Here is a 15,219-nt window from a genome sequence, read left to right on the forward strand (position 1 = left end):
CTTCTCCGCGTCGCGCTGCGCGAACGCGGCCTTCACCCGGGCCAGGCCCAGTTGTAGGCGAACCGGGCCGCCCCCGCGTGGCGACGCAGGTTCGCGGCCCGGGCGTCGTTCGGGTCGAGTGCGAACCGGTACGCCTGCAACGTCCTCATTCGGCCGCCTCAGTGACGGCGGCGACCGCGCGGCGGGCTCGGTTCGCGGCGGCGCGGCAGCCGTACAGCCGGGCGCACATCGAGGTCAGGATCTCGGTGATGTCGCGGACCAGGTCGTCATCGACCTCGGCTGGGTCCACGACGAGTAGGCGGCGGCCGTTCGCGGCGAGAGCGGCCTCGACGTACTCGGCGCCGAAGCGGGCGAACCTGTCGCGATGCTCGACGACGATCGTCGTCGCTGCCGGGTCGCGGAGCAGCGCGAGGAACTTCCGCCGATGCCCGTTCAACGCCGACCCGACCTCGGTCACGACCCTGTCGACACCCAGCCCCTGCCCGGTGGCCCAGCCGGTGACGCGAGCGACCTGCCGGTCGAGATCAGGCTTCTGGTCTGCGGACGACACCCCGGCGTACACGACCACCATGCCTGAAGTAGCCGGGCGGTCGGGCTCGCCGACGAGGATCAGGCCACCGACCTTGCGTGCCGGGACCGGGAGCTTGCCGGCGTGGAACCAGCGCTGGGCGGTCACGTACGCCACACCCTGCGACTCTGCCCACTCCTTGAGGTTCACATGAAAACTATAGCAATCTGAAGAGAGCTAACGAGTGCCAGCCGGGCAACAGTTACTACCCCCGCCGGCCGCACCCGCACGTCTCCGCCCGCGTGCGGGTGCGGTCAGGCGGGCTGCCAGAGCTCGACCCGGTTGCCCGCGGGATCGGTGACCCAGCCGAAACGGCCGACGCCCGCCATGTCCTGGGTCTGCGCGGCCACCTCCGCGCCCTTCTCGCGCAGCTGCGCGAGCATCGCGTCCAGGTCGCGAACCCGGAAGTTGAGCATGGCCCCCTGGGCGCGGGAGCCGAAGTAGTCGGTGTCGGCCTCGAACGCCGCGAACACCGTCGGGCCGGTTTCCTGCCGCCACAGCCCGTTCTCGTCCGCGTCGAGGCCCAGACAATCGCGGTACCACGCGGTCAGGACCGCCGGATCGGCGGCCCGCAGAAAGTATCCACCGATGCCAAGCACACGTTCCATTCCGTCATCGTGCCACCACGACGACGAAGGCCGCGGGACCGGGGCGGATACCCATGGGTACCGCCGGCCGATCCCGCGGCCGTTTCGCGTGTTCTCGGCAGCCCCGGAGATCACCGACGTGTGTCGTGGTGACCGAGGCCAGTCCGTACGGCTTACCGCCGGGCGTAGCGCCGGCTGCGGCCGTGGGAGCGCCCGGAGCCGTGGCCGACGTTCCGCCAGATCAGCAGCACGATGATCGCACCGATGATGGAACCGACGATGCCGGACGGCTGCAGGGCGCCCTCGCCGATGTCCTTGTTGAACAGGACGTAGCCGAGGAATCCGCCGACAAAGGAGCCGATGACGCCGACGACGATGGTGCCGAGAATGCCGATCGGATCGGGGCCGGGAAGCACCAGACGCGCGACGGCGCCGGCGACCAGACCGAGCAGAATCATGACAACAACGAAGGTGACCATTTTTGTTCTCCCTGCCGAGGTGACTTGACTTCTTCGTCCCCGCGGGATCAGCTCATAAACACCGCTTTGCAGTCGCATTCCGGACGGGCGAGAAAGGACGCCTCTCAGCCGGCGCGGCGGCGCCGGCGCGCCCGCCCGAGCGCCCACAGCGCGACGAGCGCGGCGGCGACGCCGCCGGTGGCCTTCGGGTTGCCGCGCGCCCGCTGACCGGCCGAGCGGACCGCCTTGCCGCTGGTGGCCAGCGTGCGTTCCGCGGTGGCGTTCACCTGTGGGTGCTGGGCGAGCTGCGCCCGCACGGTGCCGACGGCCCGGTCGCGGGCGCCGAGGGTCCGCTCCGTCGCGGCGGCGATGCGCGGGCTGTCGGCGGCCTTCTCCCGCACGGTGCCGGCGACCTTGCCCGCCGTCTCCCGGGTCCGCTCGGTCGCCGCGCCGACGTGCGGCGCGAGCGTCTGGGCGGCACCGTTGACCCGCTGGCGGACCTCGGCGGCGCCGAGCGCGACCCGCTCCCGCGCCCCCGGCGCGGCGGCCTCGGGACCGGCGGATTCGGGACTGGCGGATTCGGGACCGGGGGATTCGGGCGCGGCGGATTCGGGCGCTGGATTCGGGGCCGCCGGGATCGGGTCCGCTGTCATCAGCTGATTCCTCTCTGGATGCGACTTCTGGATGCGATGTACGCCGCCGGGCGCCGGCCAACCACGGACAGGCACCACGAGATGTTCACGATCTGTTCTCCGCACGGCGGTACCCCGTCATCAATGTTGATAACACGATGTGTGTCGGGTGATCCGATGACGCACCGCACATCCCACGGTCAGATACGTCGCATACCGGTGCATAACGCCGCAGCGCCGTGCCTGGTGCCGGCCGTCGGTTACGGTGCGGACAGCAGCCCGACGCGTCAGGGGGTGGCTGATGTCGCAGGCGCAGGGGGCCGTCGCCGAGTGGGGTCGCGACGGTCCGCTTGACGGTGTGGCCACCCTCGCCGAGCGTCTGGCCGCGGGCGAGGTGTCGTCGCGGGAGCTGGTCGCCGCCGCGCTCGACCGGATCGAGGCCACCCAGGCGACGCTCAACGCCTTCCGCCGCCTGCGCGCCCGCGAGGCGCTCGAGGAGGCCGCCGCGGCCGACGAGGCGCTCGCCGCCGTGGCGGCGGCCGACCGCGGCCACGGCCGGGCCTGGCGGGCCGCGCGTGCCCACCGGCCGCTGCTCGGCGTCCCCATCGCGATCAAGGACGACACGGACATCGCCGGCCTGCCCACCGCGTTCGGCGCCATGGGCGAGTTCCCCCCGGCGGCGCGCGACAGCGAGATGGTCCGCCTGCTGAAGGCCGCCGGGGCGATCATCGTCGGCAAGACGAACACGCCCGAGTTCGGCCAGTGGCCGTTCACCGAGGGCCCGGCGTTCGGGGTGACCCGCAACCCGTGGGATCTCGACCATTCCCCGGGCGGTTCGTCCGGCGGCGCCGCGGCGGCGGTCGCCGCGGGACTGGTGCCCGCCGCGATCGGCTCCGACGGCGCGGGCTCGGTGCGTATCCCAGCGGCGTGGACGCATCTGGTCGGGATCAAGCCGCGACGCGGGCGGATCTCCAGCGCCCCGGTGGCCGAGCAGTTCAACGGCCTCACTGTCTACGGGCCGCTGACGAGGACGGTCGCCGATGGCGCCCTGCTGCTCGACGTGCTGTCCGGCAGCCTGCCGGTCGACCGGGCCCGCCCGCCCGCACCCGCGGAGACGTTCCTCGCCGCGGCCGGGCATCCGCCGCCGCGCCTGTGCGTCGGCCTGTCGTTGCATCATCCGTACAGCGGCATGCCGGCCAGCCTCGACCCGGCGGTGCGCGCCGGGGTGGAGCGGATCGCAGGAGCGATGACCCGCCTCGGGCACGACGTCGTCCCGGTCGAACCGCCCTACGGCCTGCTCGGAACGATCTTCCTGCCCCGGTCGATGGACGGCATCCGCGACTGGGCCGGTCGGGTACCCAACCCGTCCCTGCTCGATCCGCGCACGGCGGCCAATGCCCGCACCGGTCGGCTGCTGCGCCCGTTCCTGCCCGCGGCGCGCGCGGCCGAGCCGCTGGCCCGGCTCAACATCGGCCGGATCTTCCGCCGGGTCGACGTCGTCCTCGCGCCGACGACGGCCACCCCCCCGCCGCGTGTCGGGGAGCTCAACCGGGAGACGAACTGGGCCACCGACCAGGCGATCGTGGCCGCCTGCCCGTTCGCCTGGCCGTGGAACGTGCTGGGCTGGCCGGCCGTCAACGTGCCGGCCGGGCGCACCCCGGCGGGCCTTCCGGTCGGCGCCCAGCTGATGGGGCCGGCGGCCGCGGAGACACTGCTCATCTCGCTGGCCGCGCAGCTCGAGGACGATCAGCGCTGGCAGCTGCACCGCCCGGGTGAGCGCGCCACGCACGTTATGTGAGGCCGCCAGCCTGACCATCCGGTCAGATCGATGTCGCCTTGCTGCCGACTTGCCGGGGGGCATGGCCGAATGCCTGGTCCGGCCGGGACAATGACCCATGCGTACAGCCCGGACGAGCACCGCGAACCTTCGGCTGATCATCGCCGGTGCCGCCGTGCTCCTGGTGACGCTCATCGTCGATCTCGGTCCGGGCGTGGCCCTGACCGGTTATTTCGGCCTGGGCCCGCTCATCCTCGCGGCCGCCTGCTCGCCCTGGATCACCGCGGCGATCGGCGCCGTGACGGTCGCCGTCGGGATCTGCTCGGGCCTGTGGGACGACCGGTTCGGCAGCGGCCAGCACATCGCCGCGGTCGTGCTGGTCCTCATCCAGTCGGTGATCGCCGTCTACATCTGCGTGTACCGGGATCGGCAGCGCTCCAAGCTGCACCGCGTCCAGGCGGTCGCCGAGGTGGCGCAGCGGGCGCTGCTGCCCGCCGTGCCGAACCGGCTGGACGGCGCCGGGTTCGCCGCCCGGTACCTGTCCGCCGCCGAGGAGGCCTCGGTCGGCGGCGACCTCTACGAGGTGGTGCCGACCGCCAGCAGCATCCGGGTGATCATCGGCGATGTGCGGGGCAAGGGGCTGCCGGCCGTGCGGCTCGCCTCGGTCGTCCTCGGCGCCTTCCGGGAGGCCGCCGTGACCTGGCTGGACCCGGAGCAGGTCGCCGCGGCCTGCGCCCGGGCGGTGCTGCGCGAGGCCGGTCCCGAGGACTTCGTGACCGCGCTCGTCCTGGACATCCACCCCGACGGCCGGCTCGGCATGTGCTCCGCGGGGCATCATCCGCCGCGGCTGGTGTCGCCGGACAGTGCGCGCACGGTCCAGCTGCGTTCCCCCAGCCCGCCGCTCGGCCTGGCCGAACGGTTCACCACGACGACGGACCACTGGGCGGTCGGCGACCGGCTGCTGCTGTTCACCGACGGTCTCATCGAGGCCCGCGACCGGCAGGGTAGCTTCTTCCCACTCGACGAGCGCCTGGACCTGCTGCGCGGCGGTGGCCAGGACGAGGCCCTCGATCGGCTGACCGCGGCGCTCGGCACGCATGCCGGCGGCGCGCTGCACGACGACCTCGCGGTGCTGCTCGCCGAGCGCCGCACCCCGTCCGCCCCACCGGTCCCCGCGCCACCCGTCGCCCGGGTCGCCGTCGACTGAGCGGGGCTAGTCGACTGAGCGGGGCTAGTCGACTGAGCGGGGCTAGCGCCGGTAGGAGAACGGGCCGGGCAGGTCGACGCTGGACAGCCCGCGCCGCCGCCGGTCGCGCGACCACACCCGCCAGGAGACACGCCCGAGCTTCAGGGTGACGGACGACACCCCCTGCTCGCTGATGTTCAGGTGAAACGGTCCATATCGCGGGCGGCGGGTATAGCGCAGGCCCATGACAAACCTCCACATGGGGGCGGGTGCCGGCGGGTGACAATTCCGTTGTCTCCCGCTTTCCGGTTTTCACACCTCCATCCGGAATCGGCGTCGTTCCGGGTGTGGACAAGACGGCGAGCATCGCCCCGATCGACTACGGTCGCCCCATGCGGACCGGTGCCGACCTTTCCGCCCGGGCACGGGCAGAACCGGAGCGCGCCGGATATCCGATTCCGCTGTGGGCGGCGCACCCGCCGGCTGGCCACGATGACCACCACGCCACGGTGCGGCTGCTCGTCGTTCTGATCGTGCTGCTCAGCGCGGTGGCCGCGTTCGCCGTCGGCGGCCTGGTCGCCGTATCCGGCTCCCACTCGGGCGAGGCGGTGGGGACCGGCTCGCGCCCCGACCCGGCCGCCACTGCCGCCGCCGTCGCCCTGGGCCGGCTGGGCGTCGCGGCCGGCACCGGAACGGGTGCTCAGACCGACGCCGGCACAGGTACGGTCAAACAGCCAGGCCCCGCGCCCACGGATCCCCCTCCCGCCACGGCCGGTGGGGCCGGTGCCGGTACTACCGCGCCGGCCGTGCCCCTGCGCACCTGTGCCGCCGCGCCCACCGAGGCGACCGGCGGCTCGGGACTACCGATCCCCGTCTTCCCCCTGTGCTGACCACCCTCTCAAGCTGACGCGTTCCCGCGGGAACGCGCGGGACTCGGCTGTCCCAGCCGTTGCGGCGTTCAGGCGTCGAGGCGGGGCTGCCAGTCGGGGGCTCGTCCGCTGAGCGCGGTCAGCCGCGTCCAGTCGTCGGCGTCGTCGCGGACGGTGACGGGGTCGGCGAAGATGCCGACGACGCGCCAGGCGTCGATCTGCGCGCTCAGCGCGTCGTACACCCAGCGCACGAGCTCCCGGTTGTTGCCGACGGTGCGCGCGGAGGTGGTGTCGCCGGGCAGTCGGCCGGCCGCGTCGATCGCCCGGGCCAGGTCCCAGCCGTGCAGCAGCAGATCGGCGGTGAGCTGGAAGGCGTACTCGCCGGCCGGCGTCGGCCCGAACGAGAGCATCGGCGTGGTCGACCAGATCGCCGGCCGGTTCCAGGCGTCCCGGGACCGGCGGGCGGTGGCGGTCCAGCGCGTGACCGGATCGACGCCGAGCTGGTCACCATCGAACCGGGGGCCGATGTCGTCGCGGGTGAGCCCGGCCAGCAGCGGCGGGACCCACAGGTGCTCCACGGTGAGGTGATTGACGAGCGCCCGGACATCCCAGTCACGGCACGGCGTCGGGGCCTCCCAGGCACCGGGCGGCACCGCGCGTACCTGGGTGTCGAACACGTCCATGGCCCAGTCCAGCGAGCTACGACGTTCCGTAACGGTCAGCGTGCACACCATCGTGGTGCTCCTTCCGCCGGTCGTCCGGCCCGCCCAGGGACCTACCCGGTCCGGCGGGGCGCCCAACCGGTTCCGCCTGGCCGGCGCGGATCCCCCGCAGCAGCAGGTCGACCAGTGGCGTGACCTGCTCGACCAGGTCCGCAGGCGCGCGCTCGTCGGGCGCCGGCATCGTCAGCGCCTGCATGAGCAGGCCGCCGAACAGGCCCTCGAGCAGCGCCCGGCTGTGGGAGTCCCGGGACACCTCGCCGCGCCGGACGGCCCGGTCGATCACCCGCCGGGCGGCCTCGCTGTGCCGCACGATCACCCGGTCGTTGAAGCCGCGCAGGTCGAAGGCCTCGACCGCGGCGTCGACGGCGATCCGTACGGTGACCCAACCGACCGGATCGAGCAGGTGGGCCAGCAGATGCGACGCCAGCGCGCGCATGTCGCCGTCGAGCGATCCCGTGTCGTGATCGAGCACGAGCGGGCGGCTGTAGGCCTCGATCGCGTCCGCCAGCAGCCGTTCCTTGCTCGGCCACCGCAGGTAGAGCGACGACTTCCCGACCCCGGCGCGGCCTGCGACGGCATGCATCGTGAATCCCGCCCAGCCGGACCGGGCGTACTCGGCGAGCGCCGCGTCGAGGACCCGCGCGCGCACCCCCGGATCGCGCGGCCGCCCGCGCATCGCCTGCCCTACCGCCGCCTGCCCCGCCCTCGGTTCCGCCATTGGTCTCCTGTCGTCGTGACCCAGGATTTATAGACGAAGCAGGTGTCCCGCGGCGACCACTACAGGTCCTCGCTCCACCGCACATCGGCCGCACATCGGCCGCCTGCCATCATCTCCCCTCATGGATGGTCGTCGACTGCCGCGGACGCTCGTGGTGGCGGACAAGTTCCCTCCGGTACTCGGCGGGATCCAGACGTTCGCCTGTCATCTCACCGCGGGACTGCCCGCCGACCGGGTGATCGTCGTGGCGCCGACGGCGGAGGGTGCCGAGGAGTTCGACCGGACGCTGCCCTTCGAGGTGGTCCGGGCGGGCGAGCGGGTACTGACCTCGCCGCGGTCGCGGCACCTGCTGCGCTCCCTGGTCCGCACCGAGGGCTGCGAGGCGGCCTGGTTCCCGACCGCCGCCCCCTACGGCCTGCTCGCCCCGTTGCTGCGGGAGGCGGGCGTGCGCCGGGTGATCGCGTCCAGCCACGGGCACGAGGTGGCCTGGTCACGCCTGCCGGTCGGCTGGTCGCTGGTGCGCACCGTCGCCGGCCGGGCGGACGTGCTCACGTACCTGACGTCCTTCACCCGGCGCCGGCTGGCCGCCGTCGCCCCGGCCGGCACCACCCTCGCGCGACTCACCGGCGGGGTCGACGTCCACCGGTTCCGCCCGGGTGCCGGCGGCGAGGACGTGCGGCGCTCGCTGGGCTGGTCCGACCGTCCGGTGGTGATCTGCGTGGCCAGGATGGTGCCGCGCAAGGGTCAGGACGCCCTGATCCGCGGCTGGCCGACGGTGCTGCGCCGCCATCCGGGCGCCCGGCTGCTGCTGGTCGGCAAGGGGCCCGACGAGGAGCGGCTGCGCCGGCTGGCGCGCCGCGCCGGGGTCGTGGACGACGTGCACTTCGCGGGGGCCGTGCCCGACGAGGAGCTGCCCGCCCACCTCGACGCGGCCAACATCTTCGCGATGCCGTCGCGTACCCGGTGGCTGGGCCTGGATCTGGAAGGACTCGGCCTGTCGTCGCTGGAGGGGGCGGCGAGCGGCCTGCCGGTGATCACCGGCGCGCAGGGCGGCGCTCCCGACGTCGTTCTGCCCGACCGCACCGGTACCGTCGTCGACGGCCGGGACGGCGACGCGGTGACCCGCGCGGTCGTCGAACTGCTCGACGATCCCGACCGGGCCGCGCGGATGGGCCTGGCGGGTCGGGAGTGGATGCGCACGACATGGAGCTGGGGCGGGTTGAGCGGACGCCTGGCCAGGCTGCTCGCCGACGACCCGGCGGACGGTCAGGAGGACGGCCTGCAGACCGCAGAACGTCCCCGTACGCCGTCGCTGACGAGGCAGGGCAGCTGAGGGTGGATCCAGCGGTCACGACGAGTCGGGGCCGGTGGTGGTTCGTCCGCCCACTGCTGGCATGCGCGATGCCGGGGGTGGCGGCGGTATGGCTGGCGCGGTCGTGGTCGACGGTGCGTGGCGGTGTCGTGGCGCTGGCCGGCGCCCACCCGCTGTGGCTGGTCGGCGCGCTCGCCGTCGCCCAGCTCGGCTGGTTCGCCGGCGCCGCCTGCCAGCAGGGCACCGTGTCGCGCCCGCTGCCCGTGCGCCGGCTGCTGGCCGCGCAGGTGGCGGGCAGCGTGGCCAACCACGTGCTGCCCGCCGGCGTCGGGGTCGGCGCGGTGAAGCTGCGGTTCCTGCACCGGCACGGCTTCTCGTTGCGCGAGTCGCTGGCCGCGGTGGGCCTCGACACCGCCGCCGGGCTGACGACCCACCTGGCCGTGCTGGTCCTGCTCCTGGCGGGCGGGTTCCTGCCCGGCGGCACCGATCGGCTGACCGACCGGGCGCCGGCGGCGAGCGGCCTCGCGATGCTCACCTCGGGCGGGGTGGCCCTCGCCGCGGTGGCGGCCGCGGCACTGATCGCCGCGGCGGTGCCGGCGGCCCGACGGTGGGCGGGCCGGGAGCGGGCGCGGGTCGGGGCGCACGTGCGCTCACTGGGGGCCACGATGCGCTCCCCGGGCCGGGCGGCGCTGCTGTGGGGTGGCTCGGCGGCGATTCCGGCGGTGCACGCGGCGACCCTGTGGGCCGTCGTCCACGCGCTGTACCTGCCGCTCGGCGTGGGCGCGGTGTTCACCCTGTACTTCGCCGCCAGCGCCGTGTCGGCCCTGGTACCCTCCCCCGGCGGTTTCGGCTCGCTGGACGCCGCCCTCACCGCGGCGATCATGACGGCCGGGCAGTCCGCCGCCGTCGCTCTCGCCGCGGTGCTCGGCTACCGCCTCGTCACCGTCTGGCTGCCGATGGCGCCCTCGGCCTGCGTGCTGGCCGTCATGGTCCGCCGCGGCCATCTGTGACCGGCGACGGCGTCTCGTCCGCTGCGGCCGGATCCGGGGAGACCGCCGCCGGCGCCGGCGCCGGCGCGGGAACGGGGGCGGCGGCCTGCGGGGTCTCGGCGAAGGCGGCGCCCGTCTCCCGCAGCGGCACCTCGGTGATCAGCGCGGACAGCACGATGGCGAAGACGACCACGGCGGCGGCGGCCAGGAACGCGATCGAGATCGCGTCGGTGAAGCCGACCCGGAACGGGTGGCTCAGGACCGGGTCGAGGTGGCTGAGGAACGACGGGTCGTTGAGCGAGCCGGAACCACCGCTCGAGGCGGCTCCGAGCTCGCGGACCTGGTCCGGGTGGGCGCTCGCGGCGGCCTGGAACGCCTCGGTGTCGCGCGCGTCGGCATAGGCCGCGGTGATCTTCGAGGGCACGACCGCGTAGACGATCGACAGCATGACCGCGACGCCGAGCGTACCGCCCATCTGGCGGAAGAAGGTCGTCGACGAGGTCGCCACCCCGATGTCGCGAGGCGGCACGGCGTTCTGCATCGCCAGCACGATCGTCTGCATGTTCAGGCCGAGTCCGGCGCCCACGACGAACATCGCCAGGTCGACGAGGACCAGGCTGGTGTCGGCCGACAGCAGCGCCAGCAGCACGAGACCGATGACGAGCAGCACCGAGCCGACCACCGGGAAGATCTTGTACCGGCCGGTGCGGGAGGTGACCTGGCCGGCGATCATCGAGAAGGACATGATCCCGATCACCAGCGGCAGGCTGAGCAGCCCGGCCCTGGTCGGCGAGTTCCCCTTGACCAGCTGGAGGTACAGCGGGATCAGGGTGATCCCGCCGAACATGCCGATCCCGAGGATCGCCGACTGCGCCGAGCCGAGGCTGAAGACCCGGATGCCGAACAGCCGCGGCGGCAGCAGCGCCTCGTCTCCGACTCGGCGCTCGGCGAGCACGAACGTGATCGCGCCCAGCGTCCCGACGGCGTAGCAGACGATCGAGGAGACCGATCCCCAGCCCCACTCCCGACCCTGCTCGGCCACGATCAGCAGCGGTACCAGAGCGGCGACCAGGGCGATGGCGCCGAAGAGGTCGATGCTGTGCTCGCGGCGCTCGTGGTCGACGTGCAGCACGCGGGCGACGACGATCAGCGCGAGGATGCCGATCGGGACGTTGATCAGGAAGATCCAGCGCCAGCCGTCCATGCCCAGCAGGGTCTCCTGCCCGGCCAGCGCGCCGCCGACCACCGGCCCGAGCACGCTGGAGGTGCCGAACACCGCCATGAAGTAGCCCTGGTACTTGGCTCGTTCCCGCGGCGGGATGATGTCCCCGATGATCGCCAGAGCGAGGGAGAACAGGCCGCCCGCACCGATCCCCTGCAGCGCCCGGAATCCGGCGAGCATGTACATCGACGTCGCGAGCGTGCACAGCGCCGAACCGACGATGAACACGGCGATCGCGAACAGGAAGAACGGTTTTCGCCCGTACAGGTCGGACAGCTTGCCGTACAGCGGGGTGGCGATCGTCGACGTGATCAGGAACGCGGTGGTGACCCACGCCTGCGCGGTCAGCCCGTTGAGGCTCTCCCCGATCCGGTAGATCGCCGTCGAGACGACCGTCTGATCCAGCGCCGCGAGGAACATCCCGAGGAGCAGACCGGACAGGATGACGAGGATCTGGCGGTGGGTGTAGCCGACTGGCGGATGTCCGGTGGTGGAGCTCATCGTGCGATCCCCTCTCTGCCCACCCGGGAGAGATCTGGCTCACACCGTACTGGGCCGGTACAGCCGGGCATAGGCACCTCCGTCGGCGAGCAGGTCGTGATGGGTACCGTCCTCGACGACGCGGCCGCGGTCGAGGACGTAGATCCGGTCGGCGTCGATCACCGTCGACAGGCGATGGGCGATCACCAGGCAGGTCCGGCCGACGGCGAGCCGGTCGAGCGCCGCCCGCACGGCCGCCTCGGAGACCGTGTCCAGCGCGGACGTCGCCTCGTCGAGCACGAGCACCCGCGGCGACTGCAGCAGGACGCGGGCGATGGCGAGGCGCTGCCGCTCGCCGCCGGAGAGCCGGTAGCCCCGCGCACCGACTCGCGTGGCCAGCCCCTCGGGCAGCCGGTCGAGCAGGTCGGAGAGGTGTGCGGCGTCAAGCGCGGCGCGCAGCTCGTCGTCGGTGGCGTCGAGCCGACCGTAGCGCAGGTTCGCGGCGATCGTGTCGTGGAACAGGTGCGGGTCCTGCGGGACCACGCCGACATCCGTGTGCAGGCGGGACGGTGGGATCTCGTCGAGTGGGACGCCGTCGAGCAGGACGCGGCCACGCTGCGGCCGGTGCACGCCGCTGGCCAGGTAGGCGATCGTCGTCTTGCCGGCGCCGCTGGAGCCGACCACGGCCGTCGTCGTGCCGGCGGCGACCCGCAGGCTCACCCCGTGCAGGTCCCAGCCGGGATCGCCCGCTCCCCCCGGCGCGGCCGGGTCGTAGGCGAACCAGACGTCCTCCAGCGTCAGGTCCACGCCGGGCCCACCCACCGGCCGGACCGGTGCGGCCGGTGCGGCCGGCGGGCGGGGACGGGCCAGCGCGGGGCCGTCGAACCTCGCCCGCACCTCGTCGGGCGGCACGTCGAGCAGGGCGAAGATCCGCCGGAAGGAGGCGCCGGCACCGGACAGCTCGGTGCGCAGGTCGACCGCGGACGACAGCGGCCCGAACGACACCAGCAGCGCCCCGCCGAGCGCGGCCACCGTGCCGAGCGTCGTGCGCTCGGACGAGACGAGCCAGGCGCCGAGCGCCACCACCACCGTCAGTGTCACCACGACGCCGAGGTTGACCAGGAACCGCACGCGGGAGGTGAGCCGAGCCTGTTCCCGGGCCGCCGCGAGCAGTTCGGCGCCGCCCTCGTCGAAGCGGGCCAGTTCGTGGTCGACCCGGTCGAACAGGCGCACGTGCAGCGCCCCGGACACCGAGGAGGTGTCGGCGAGACGCGCCATGAGCTCCCCGTCGAGCTCGCGCTGGTGGCGCGACAGCGCGGCGAGGCGCCGCCGCCCGGAGCGCACGATGACCAGCGTCGCCGGGGCGAACACCAGCACCACCAGACTCAGGCGCCAGTCCAGCACGAACACGACCACCGATCCGACCGCGATGTCGGCCACCCGGCAGATCACCGCCTGCACCGTGGCGGAGATCGCGTTCTGCGCGGCCAGCACGTCGTTCGTCATCACGGTCATGACCTCGCCCTGCTGGCTGCGCGGGAAGAACGCGAACGGCAGCCGCTGCAGGTGGGCGTTGACCGTCTGCCGGATCCGCACCGAGACGACCCCGCCGAGCCGCGCGATGAGCGCCATCCGCAGCGACAGCACCGCCGACTCGAACACCAGCAGCGCGCCCAGCAGCAGGACGGGGACGACCAGGTCCCGTACCCGGCCGGTGGGCAGGGCGTCGTCAACCAGGTGGCGCAGCACGAACGGACCGGCCGCGACCGCCACCGAGCCGATGACCGACAACCCCACCAGAACGCCGATGACCCGCCCCTGATCGGCGAAGAACACCTCGCTGCGGCGCGCCTCGCCGGCTCCGGTCAGCCGGGCGAGCACGCGCGCGTGCAGGCGGGTCATCCCCGACAGGGTGGACGACTGCGGGTCAGTCGCGGACAGCGGTGCGGTCACGGGGAGAGGCTATGCCGCGACGCCGACAGGAACGCGAGCCGGTCCACAGGGCTGGAAACACCGACCCCCAGACAGGGTGGTCACAGCCGGCTACCTAGTGGTAGCGGTCCCGTAACATCCCCGCGGGAGGTTACGGAGAGCATTCATGGGAATGCCCTCCGCGCACACCTGGCGATCCACCCATCCGCCGGGTCCGCAGGCGCGGGCCCGAAAAGGGGGGAAACCCATGAGTTGGTCCCGCACCTCCCGGCGGTGCGCGTCCCGCGCGTTCGTCCTGGCCGCCGCCCTCGCGGCCGCCGTCGCGACGCCCGGAACGTTCGGCATGTCGTCCGCCGCCACGACGACCCCCACCGCCACGGCCAGCCCCACCGCCACGGCCAGCCCCAGCACCACGGCCAGCCCCACCGCCACGGCCAGCCCCAGCACCACGGCCAGCCCCAGCCCCGGCGCCACCGGGTCGGGGGGGCCGTGCCCGACGTTCCCGAACGTCAATGGTCCTCTCGGCACCTGGCAGGACGCCACCGCGCTGCCGTCGCCGCGGGTCGGCCTCGCGGCGACGACCGGCTGCGACGGCCGGATCTACGCCATCGGCGGCCAGGCGACGGCAGCCGGCATGCCAGGCGCCGGCGTCGCGCCGACGAGCCCGTCCGCCCCGGCGACGCAGACCCCCCCGACCTCCCCCGGCACGGCCACCCCGACCACGGGCACTCCGACCACGGCCACCCCGACCACGGCCACCCCGACCACGGCCACCCCGACCACGGGCACTCCGACCACGGCCCCCAGCCCGACGACGGGTCCCCCGCTGTCGCCGACCGCAACCGCGGGGGTGATTCCGGGCGCGCTGACCACCAGGCCGCATGTCGCGCAGCTGCCCATGGCCCCCGGCGACCCGTCCGCCGCGCCCACGCCGAGCGCCTCGCCGACCCTCGGCGCGAGCCCGACCGCGGGGGGGTCGGCGAGCCCGATCGGCACCGTCCAGGTACTCGACCCGACGAAGGACTCCTGGACCGAGGCGGCCAACCTGCCGACGCCGCGCACCGATCTCGCCGCGGCCACCGGGACCGACGGCCGGATCTACGCCATCGGCGGCCGCGCCGGCGGGCGGGCGACGGACACCGTCGAGGTCTACACCCCGTCCAGCGACTCCTGGGCGAGCGGCACCCCGCTGCCGGCGGCGATGGGTGAACCACGGGCGGCCCGCGGCACCGACGGCCGGATCTACGTTCTCGACGGGACCATGATGGCGGTCTACGACCCGGACGCGAGCAGCTGGTCGACCGCGGACGCTCCCCCGAACCCGGTCGTCGGCCCGGCGCTGACCGCACTGCCTGACGGCCGGATCCTCGCCGCCGGTGGCATCCCGGCGGCCGGTGGGACGGTGTCGTCCGCCGCGTACGCCTACACACCCGGTTCGGCCGGCGGAAGCGGTTCCTGGACCCAGGTGTCCGACCTGCCGACCGAGGTGACGCAGGCGGCCGGGGCGACCGGCCCGGACGGGCGGGTGTACGTGATCGGCGGCCGCGGCACTGACGGTGCGGTCACCGACGCGGTGCAGGTCTACTCGCCGGACGACGACCAGTGGACGGCCGGCCCCACCGGCGCCGCGTCGACGCGGGCGAACGCCGCCGCGACGACCGGCGGTGACGGCCGGGTCTACGTGTTCGGCGGCACCGCCGGCGCGGGCCGACCGCTCGACACCGTCTCGGCACTGCACGGCTGAGTCTCCGAGCGGCCCGAGCGGCC

The 15,219-nt window shown here is 73.7% G+C and carries 15 protein-coding genes and 1 pseudogene; 6 read left to right on the forward strand and 10 right to left on the reverse strand.

Annotation, left to right across the window (positions count from 1 at the left end; translation table 11 throughout):
• The 5 genes and pseudogenes from AC6EXY_RS28775 to AC6EXY_RS28795 all read right to left on the reverse strand — a co-directional run.
• A pseudogene (locus AC6EXY_RS28775) lies at positions 1–149 on the reverse strand (helix-turn-helix domain-containing protein); the annotation flags it as partial.
• Positions 146–718: an IS607 family transposase gene (locus AC6EXY_RS28780; protein WP_101831203.1), complete on the reverse strand. Its 573-nt coding sequence runs from the start codon at positions 716–718 to the stop codon at positions 146–148. The pseudogene AC6EXY_RS28775 and the gene AC6EXY_RS28780, both read right to left, overlap by 4 nt.
• Positions 719–822: 104 nt before the next feature.
• Entirely contained in the window at positions 823–1,176 is a 354-nt protein-coding gene (locus tag AC6EXY_RS28785; RefSeq protein ID WP_499818551.1) for a VOC family protein, read from the reverse strand.
• A gap of 152 nt (positions 1,177–1,328) precedes the next feature.
• Positions 1,329–1,634: a GlsB/YeaQ/YmgE family stress response membrane protein gene (locus tag AC6EXY_RS28790; RefSeq protein ID WP_101831205.1), complete on the reverse strand. Its 306-nt coding sequence runs from the start codon at positions 1,632–1,634 to the stop codon at positions 1,329–1,331.
• A 104-nt stretch (positions 1,635–1,738) separates the two neighbouring features.
• Positions 1,739–2,266, reverse strand: a complete 528-nt coding sequence (locus tag AC6EXY_RS28795; protein WP_499842437.1) for a hypothetical protein — start codon at positions 2,264–2,266, stop codon at positions 1,739–1,741.
• A gap of 280 nt (positions 2,267–2,546) precedes the next feature.
• On the opposite strand from AC6EXY_RS28795, the gene AC6EXY_RS28800 reads away from it, so the two are divergent.
• On the forward strand, positions 2,547–4,043 hold the full coding sequence (locus AC6EXY_RS28800; protein WP_499818549.1) for an amidase: 1,497 nt from the start codon (positions 2,547–2,549) through the stop codon (positions 4,041–4,043).
• A 97-nt stretch (positions 4,044–4,140) separates the two neighbouring features.
• Entirely contained in the window at positions 4,141–5,229 is a 1,089-nt protein-coding gene (locus AC6EXY_RS28805) for a PP2C family protein-serine/threonine phosphatase (protein ID WP_499818548.1), read from the forward strand.
• 42 nt (positions 5,230–5,271) lie between these two features.
• Here the strand turns inward: AC6EXY_RS28805 and AC6EXY_RS28810 are convergent, their stop codons facing one another.
• Positions 5,272–5,454 carry a DUF4236 domain-containing protein gene (locus AC6EXY_RS28810; protein WP_101831209.1) on the reverse strand — a complete coding sequence of 61 codons (183 nt, stop codon included), beginning with the start codon at positions 5,452–5,454 and terminating at the stop codon, positions 5,272–5,274.
• 101 nt (positions 5,455–5,555) lie between these two features.
• On the opposite strand from AC6EXY_RS28810, the gene AC6EXY_RS28815 reads away from it, so the two are divergent.
• A complete protein-coding gene (locus AC6EXY_RS28815; protein ID WP_499818547.1) occupies positions 5,556–6,098 on the forward strand; it encodes a hypothetical protein in 543 nt (180 codons plus the stop codon).
• A 68-nt stretch (positions 6,099–6,166) separates the two neighbouring features.
• Here AC6EXY_RS28815 and AC6EXY_RS28820 read toward each other — a convergent pair whose 3' ends face one another.
• Both AC6EXY_RS28820 and AC6EXY_RS28825 read right to left on the reverse strand, forming a co-directional pair.
• Positions 6,167–6,811, reverse strand: a complete 645-nt coding sequence (locus AC6EXY_RS28820; protein WP_499818546.1) for a TIGR03086 family metal-binding protein — start codon at positions 6,809–6,811, stop codon at positions 6,167–6,169.
• Entirely contained in the window at positions 6,777–7,517 is a 741-nt protein-coding gene (locus AC6EXY_RS28825; RefSeq protein ID WP_243407373.1) for a TetR/AcrR family transcriptional regulator, read from the reverse strand. Before AC6EXY_RS28825 ends, AC6EXY_RS28820 begins: the two co-directional genes overlap by 35 nt.
• A gap of 121 nt (positions 7,518–7,638) precedes the next feature.
• On the opposite strand from AC6EXY_RS28825, the gene AC6EXY_RS28830 reads away from it, so the two are divergent.
• Positions 7,639–8,850, forward strand: a complete 1,212-nt coding sequence (locus AC6EXY_RS28830; protein WP_101831212.1) for a glycosyltransferase family 4 protein — start codon at positions 7,639–7,641, stop codon at positions 8,848–8,850.
• A 68-nt stretch (positions 8,851–8,918) separates the two neighbouring features.
• On the forward strand, positions 8,919–9,839 hold the full coding sequence (locus tag AC6EXY_RS28835; RefSeq protein WP_101831215.1) for a lysylphosphatidylglycerol synthase transmembrane domain-containing protein: 921 nt from the start codon (positions 8,919–8,921) through the stop codon (positions 9,837–9,839).
• Here the strand turns inward: AC6EXY_RS28835 and AC6EXY_RS28840 are convergent.
• A complete protein-coding gene (locus AC6EXY_RS28840; RefSeq protein WP_101831213.1) occupies positions 9,814–11,541 on the reverse strand; it encodes an MDR family MFS transporter in 1,728 nt (575 codons plus the stop codon). The two genes, AC6EXY_RS28835 and AC6EXY_RS28840, sit on opposite strands and share 26 nt — an antisense overlap.
• Positions 11,542–11,580: 39 nt before the next feature.
• Positions 11,581–13,422, reverse strand: coding sequence for an ABC transporter ATP-binding protein (locus AC6EXY_RS28845; RefSeq protein WP_499818552.1), 1,842 nt, complete (start codon positions 13,420–13,422; stop codon positions 11,581–11,583).
• 277 nt (positions 13,423–13,699) lie between these two features.
• Here AC6EXY_RS28845 and AC6EXY_RS28850 point away from each other — a divergent pair, with 277 nt between their 5' ends.
• Positions 13,700–15,196 carry a Kelch repeat-containing protein gene (locus AC6EXY_RS28850; RefSeq protein WP_499818545.1) on the forward strand — a complete coding sequence of 499 codons (1,497 nt, stop codon included), beginning with the start codon at positions 13,700–13,702 and terminating at the stop codon, positions 15,194–15,196.
• The last annotated feature ends 23 nt before the right edge of the window (positions 15,197–15,219 follow it).

It is taken from the genome of Frankia sp. RB5, from assembly GCF_059816245.1.

Coding starts and splice junctions, on each gene's coding strand:
- AC6EXY_RS28785 (WP_499818551.1), bottom strand. CDS start 1,176: ATGGAACGTGTGCTTGGCATCGGTGGATACTTTCTGCGGGCCGCCGAT.
- AC6EXY_RS28790 (WP_101831205.1), bottom strand. CDS start 1,634: ATGGTCACCTTCGTTGTTGTCATGATTCTGCTCGGTCTGGTCGCCGGC.
- AC6EXY_RS28795 (WP_499842437.1), bottom strand. CDS start 2,266: ATGACAGCGGACCCGATCCCGGCGGCCCCGAATCCAGCGCCCGAATCC.
- AC6EXY_RS28800 (WP_499818549.1), top strand. CDS start 2,547: ATGTCGCAGGCGCAGGGGGCCGTCGCCGAGTGGGGTCGCGACGGTCCG.
- AC6EXY_RS28805 (WP_499818548.1), top strand. CDS start 4,141: ATGCGTACAGCCCGGACGAGCACCGCGAACCTTCGGCTGATCATCGCC.
- AC6EXY_RS28810 (WP_101831209.1), bottom strand. CDS start 5,454: ATGGGCCTGCGCTATACCCGCCGCCCGCGATATGGACCGTTTCACCTG.
- AC6EXY_RS28820 (WP_499818546.1), bottom strand. CDS start 6,811: ATGGTGTGCACGCTGACCGTTACGGAACGTCGTAGCTCGCTGGACTGG.
- AC6EXY_RS28825 (WP_243407373.1), bottom strand. CDS start 7,517: ATGGCGGAACCGAGGGCGGGGCAGGCGGCGGTAGGGCAGGCGATGCGC.
- AC6EXY_RS28830 (WP_101831212.1), top strand. CDS start 7,639: ATGGATGGTCGTCGACTGCCGCGGACGCTCGTGGTGGCGGACAAGTTC.
- AC6EXY_RS28835 (WP_101831215.1), top strand. CDS start 8,919: ATGCCGGGGGTGGCGGCGGTATGGCTGGCGCGGTCGTGGTCGACGGTG.
- AC6EXY_RS28840 (WP_101831213.1), bottom strand. CDS start 11,541: ATGAGCTCCACCACCGGACATCCGCCAGTCGGCTACACCCACCGCCAG.
- AC6EXY_RS28845 (WP_499818552.1), bottom strand. CDS start 13,422: ATGACCCGCCTGCACGCGCGCGTGCTCGCCCGGCTGACCGGAGCCGGC.
- AC6EXY_RS28850 (WP_499818545.1), top strand. CDS start 13,700: ATGAGTTGGTCCCGCACCTCCCGGCGGTGCGCGTCCCGCGCGTTCGTC.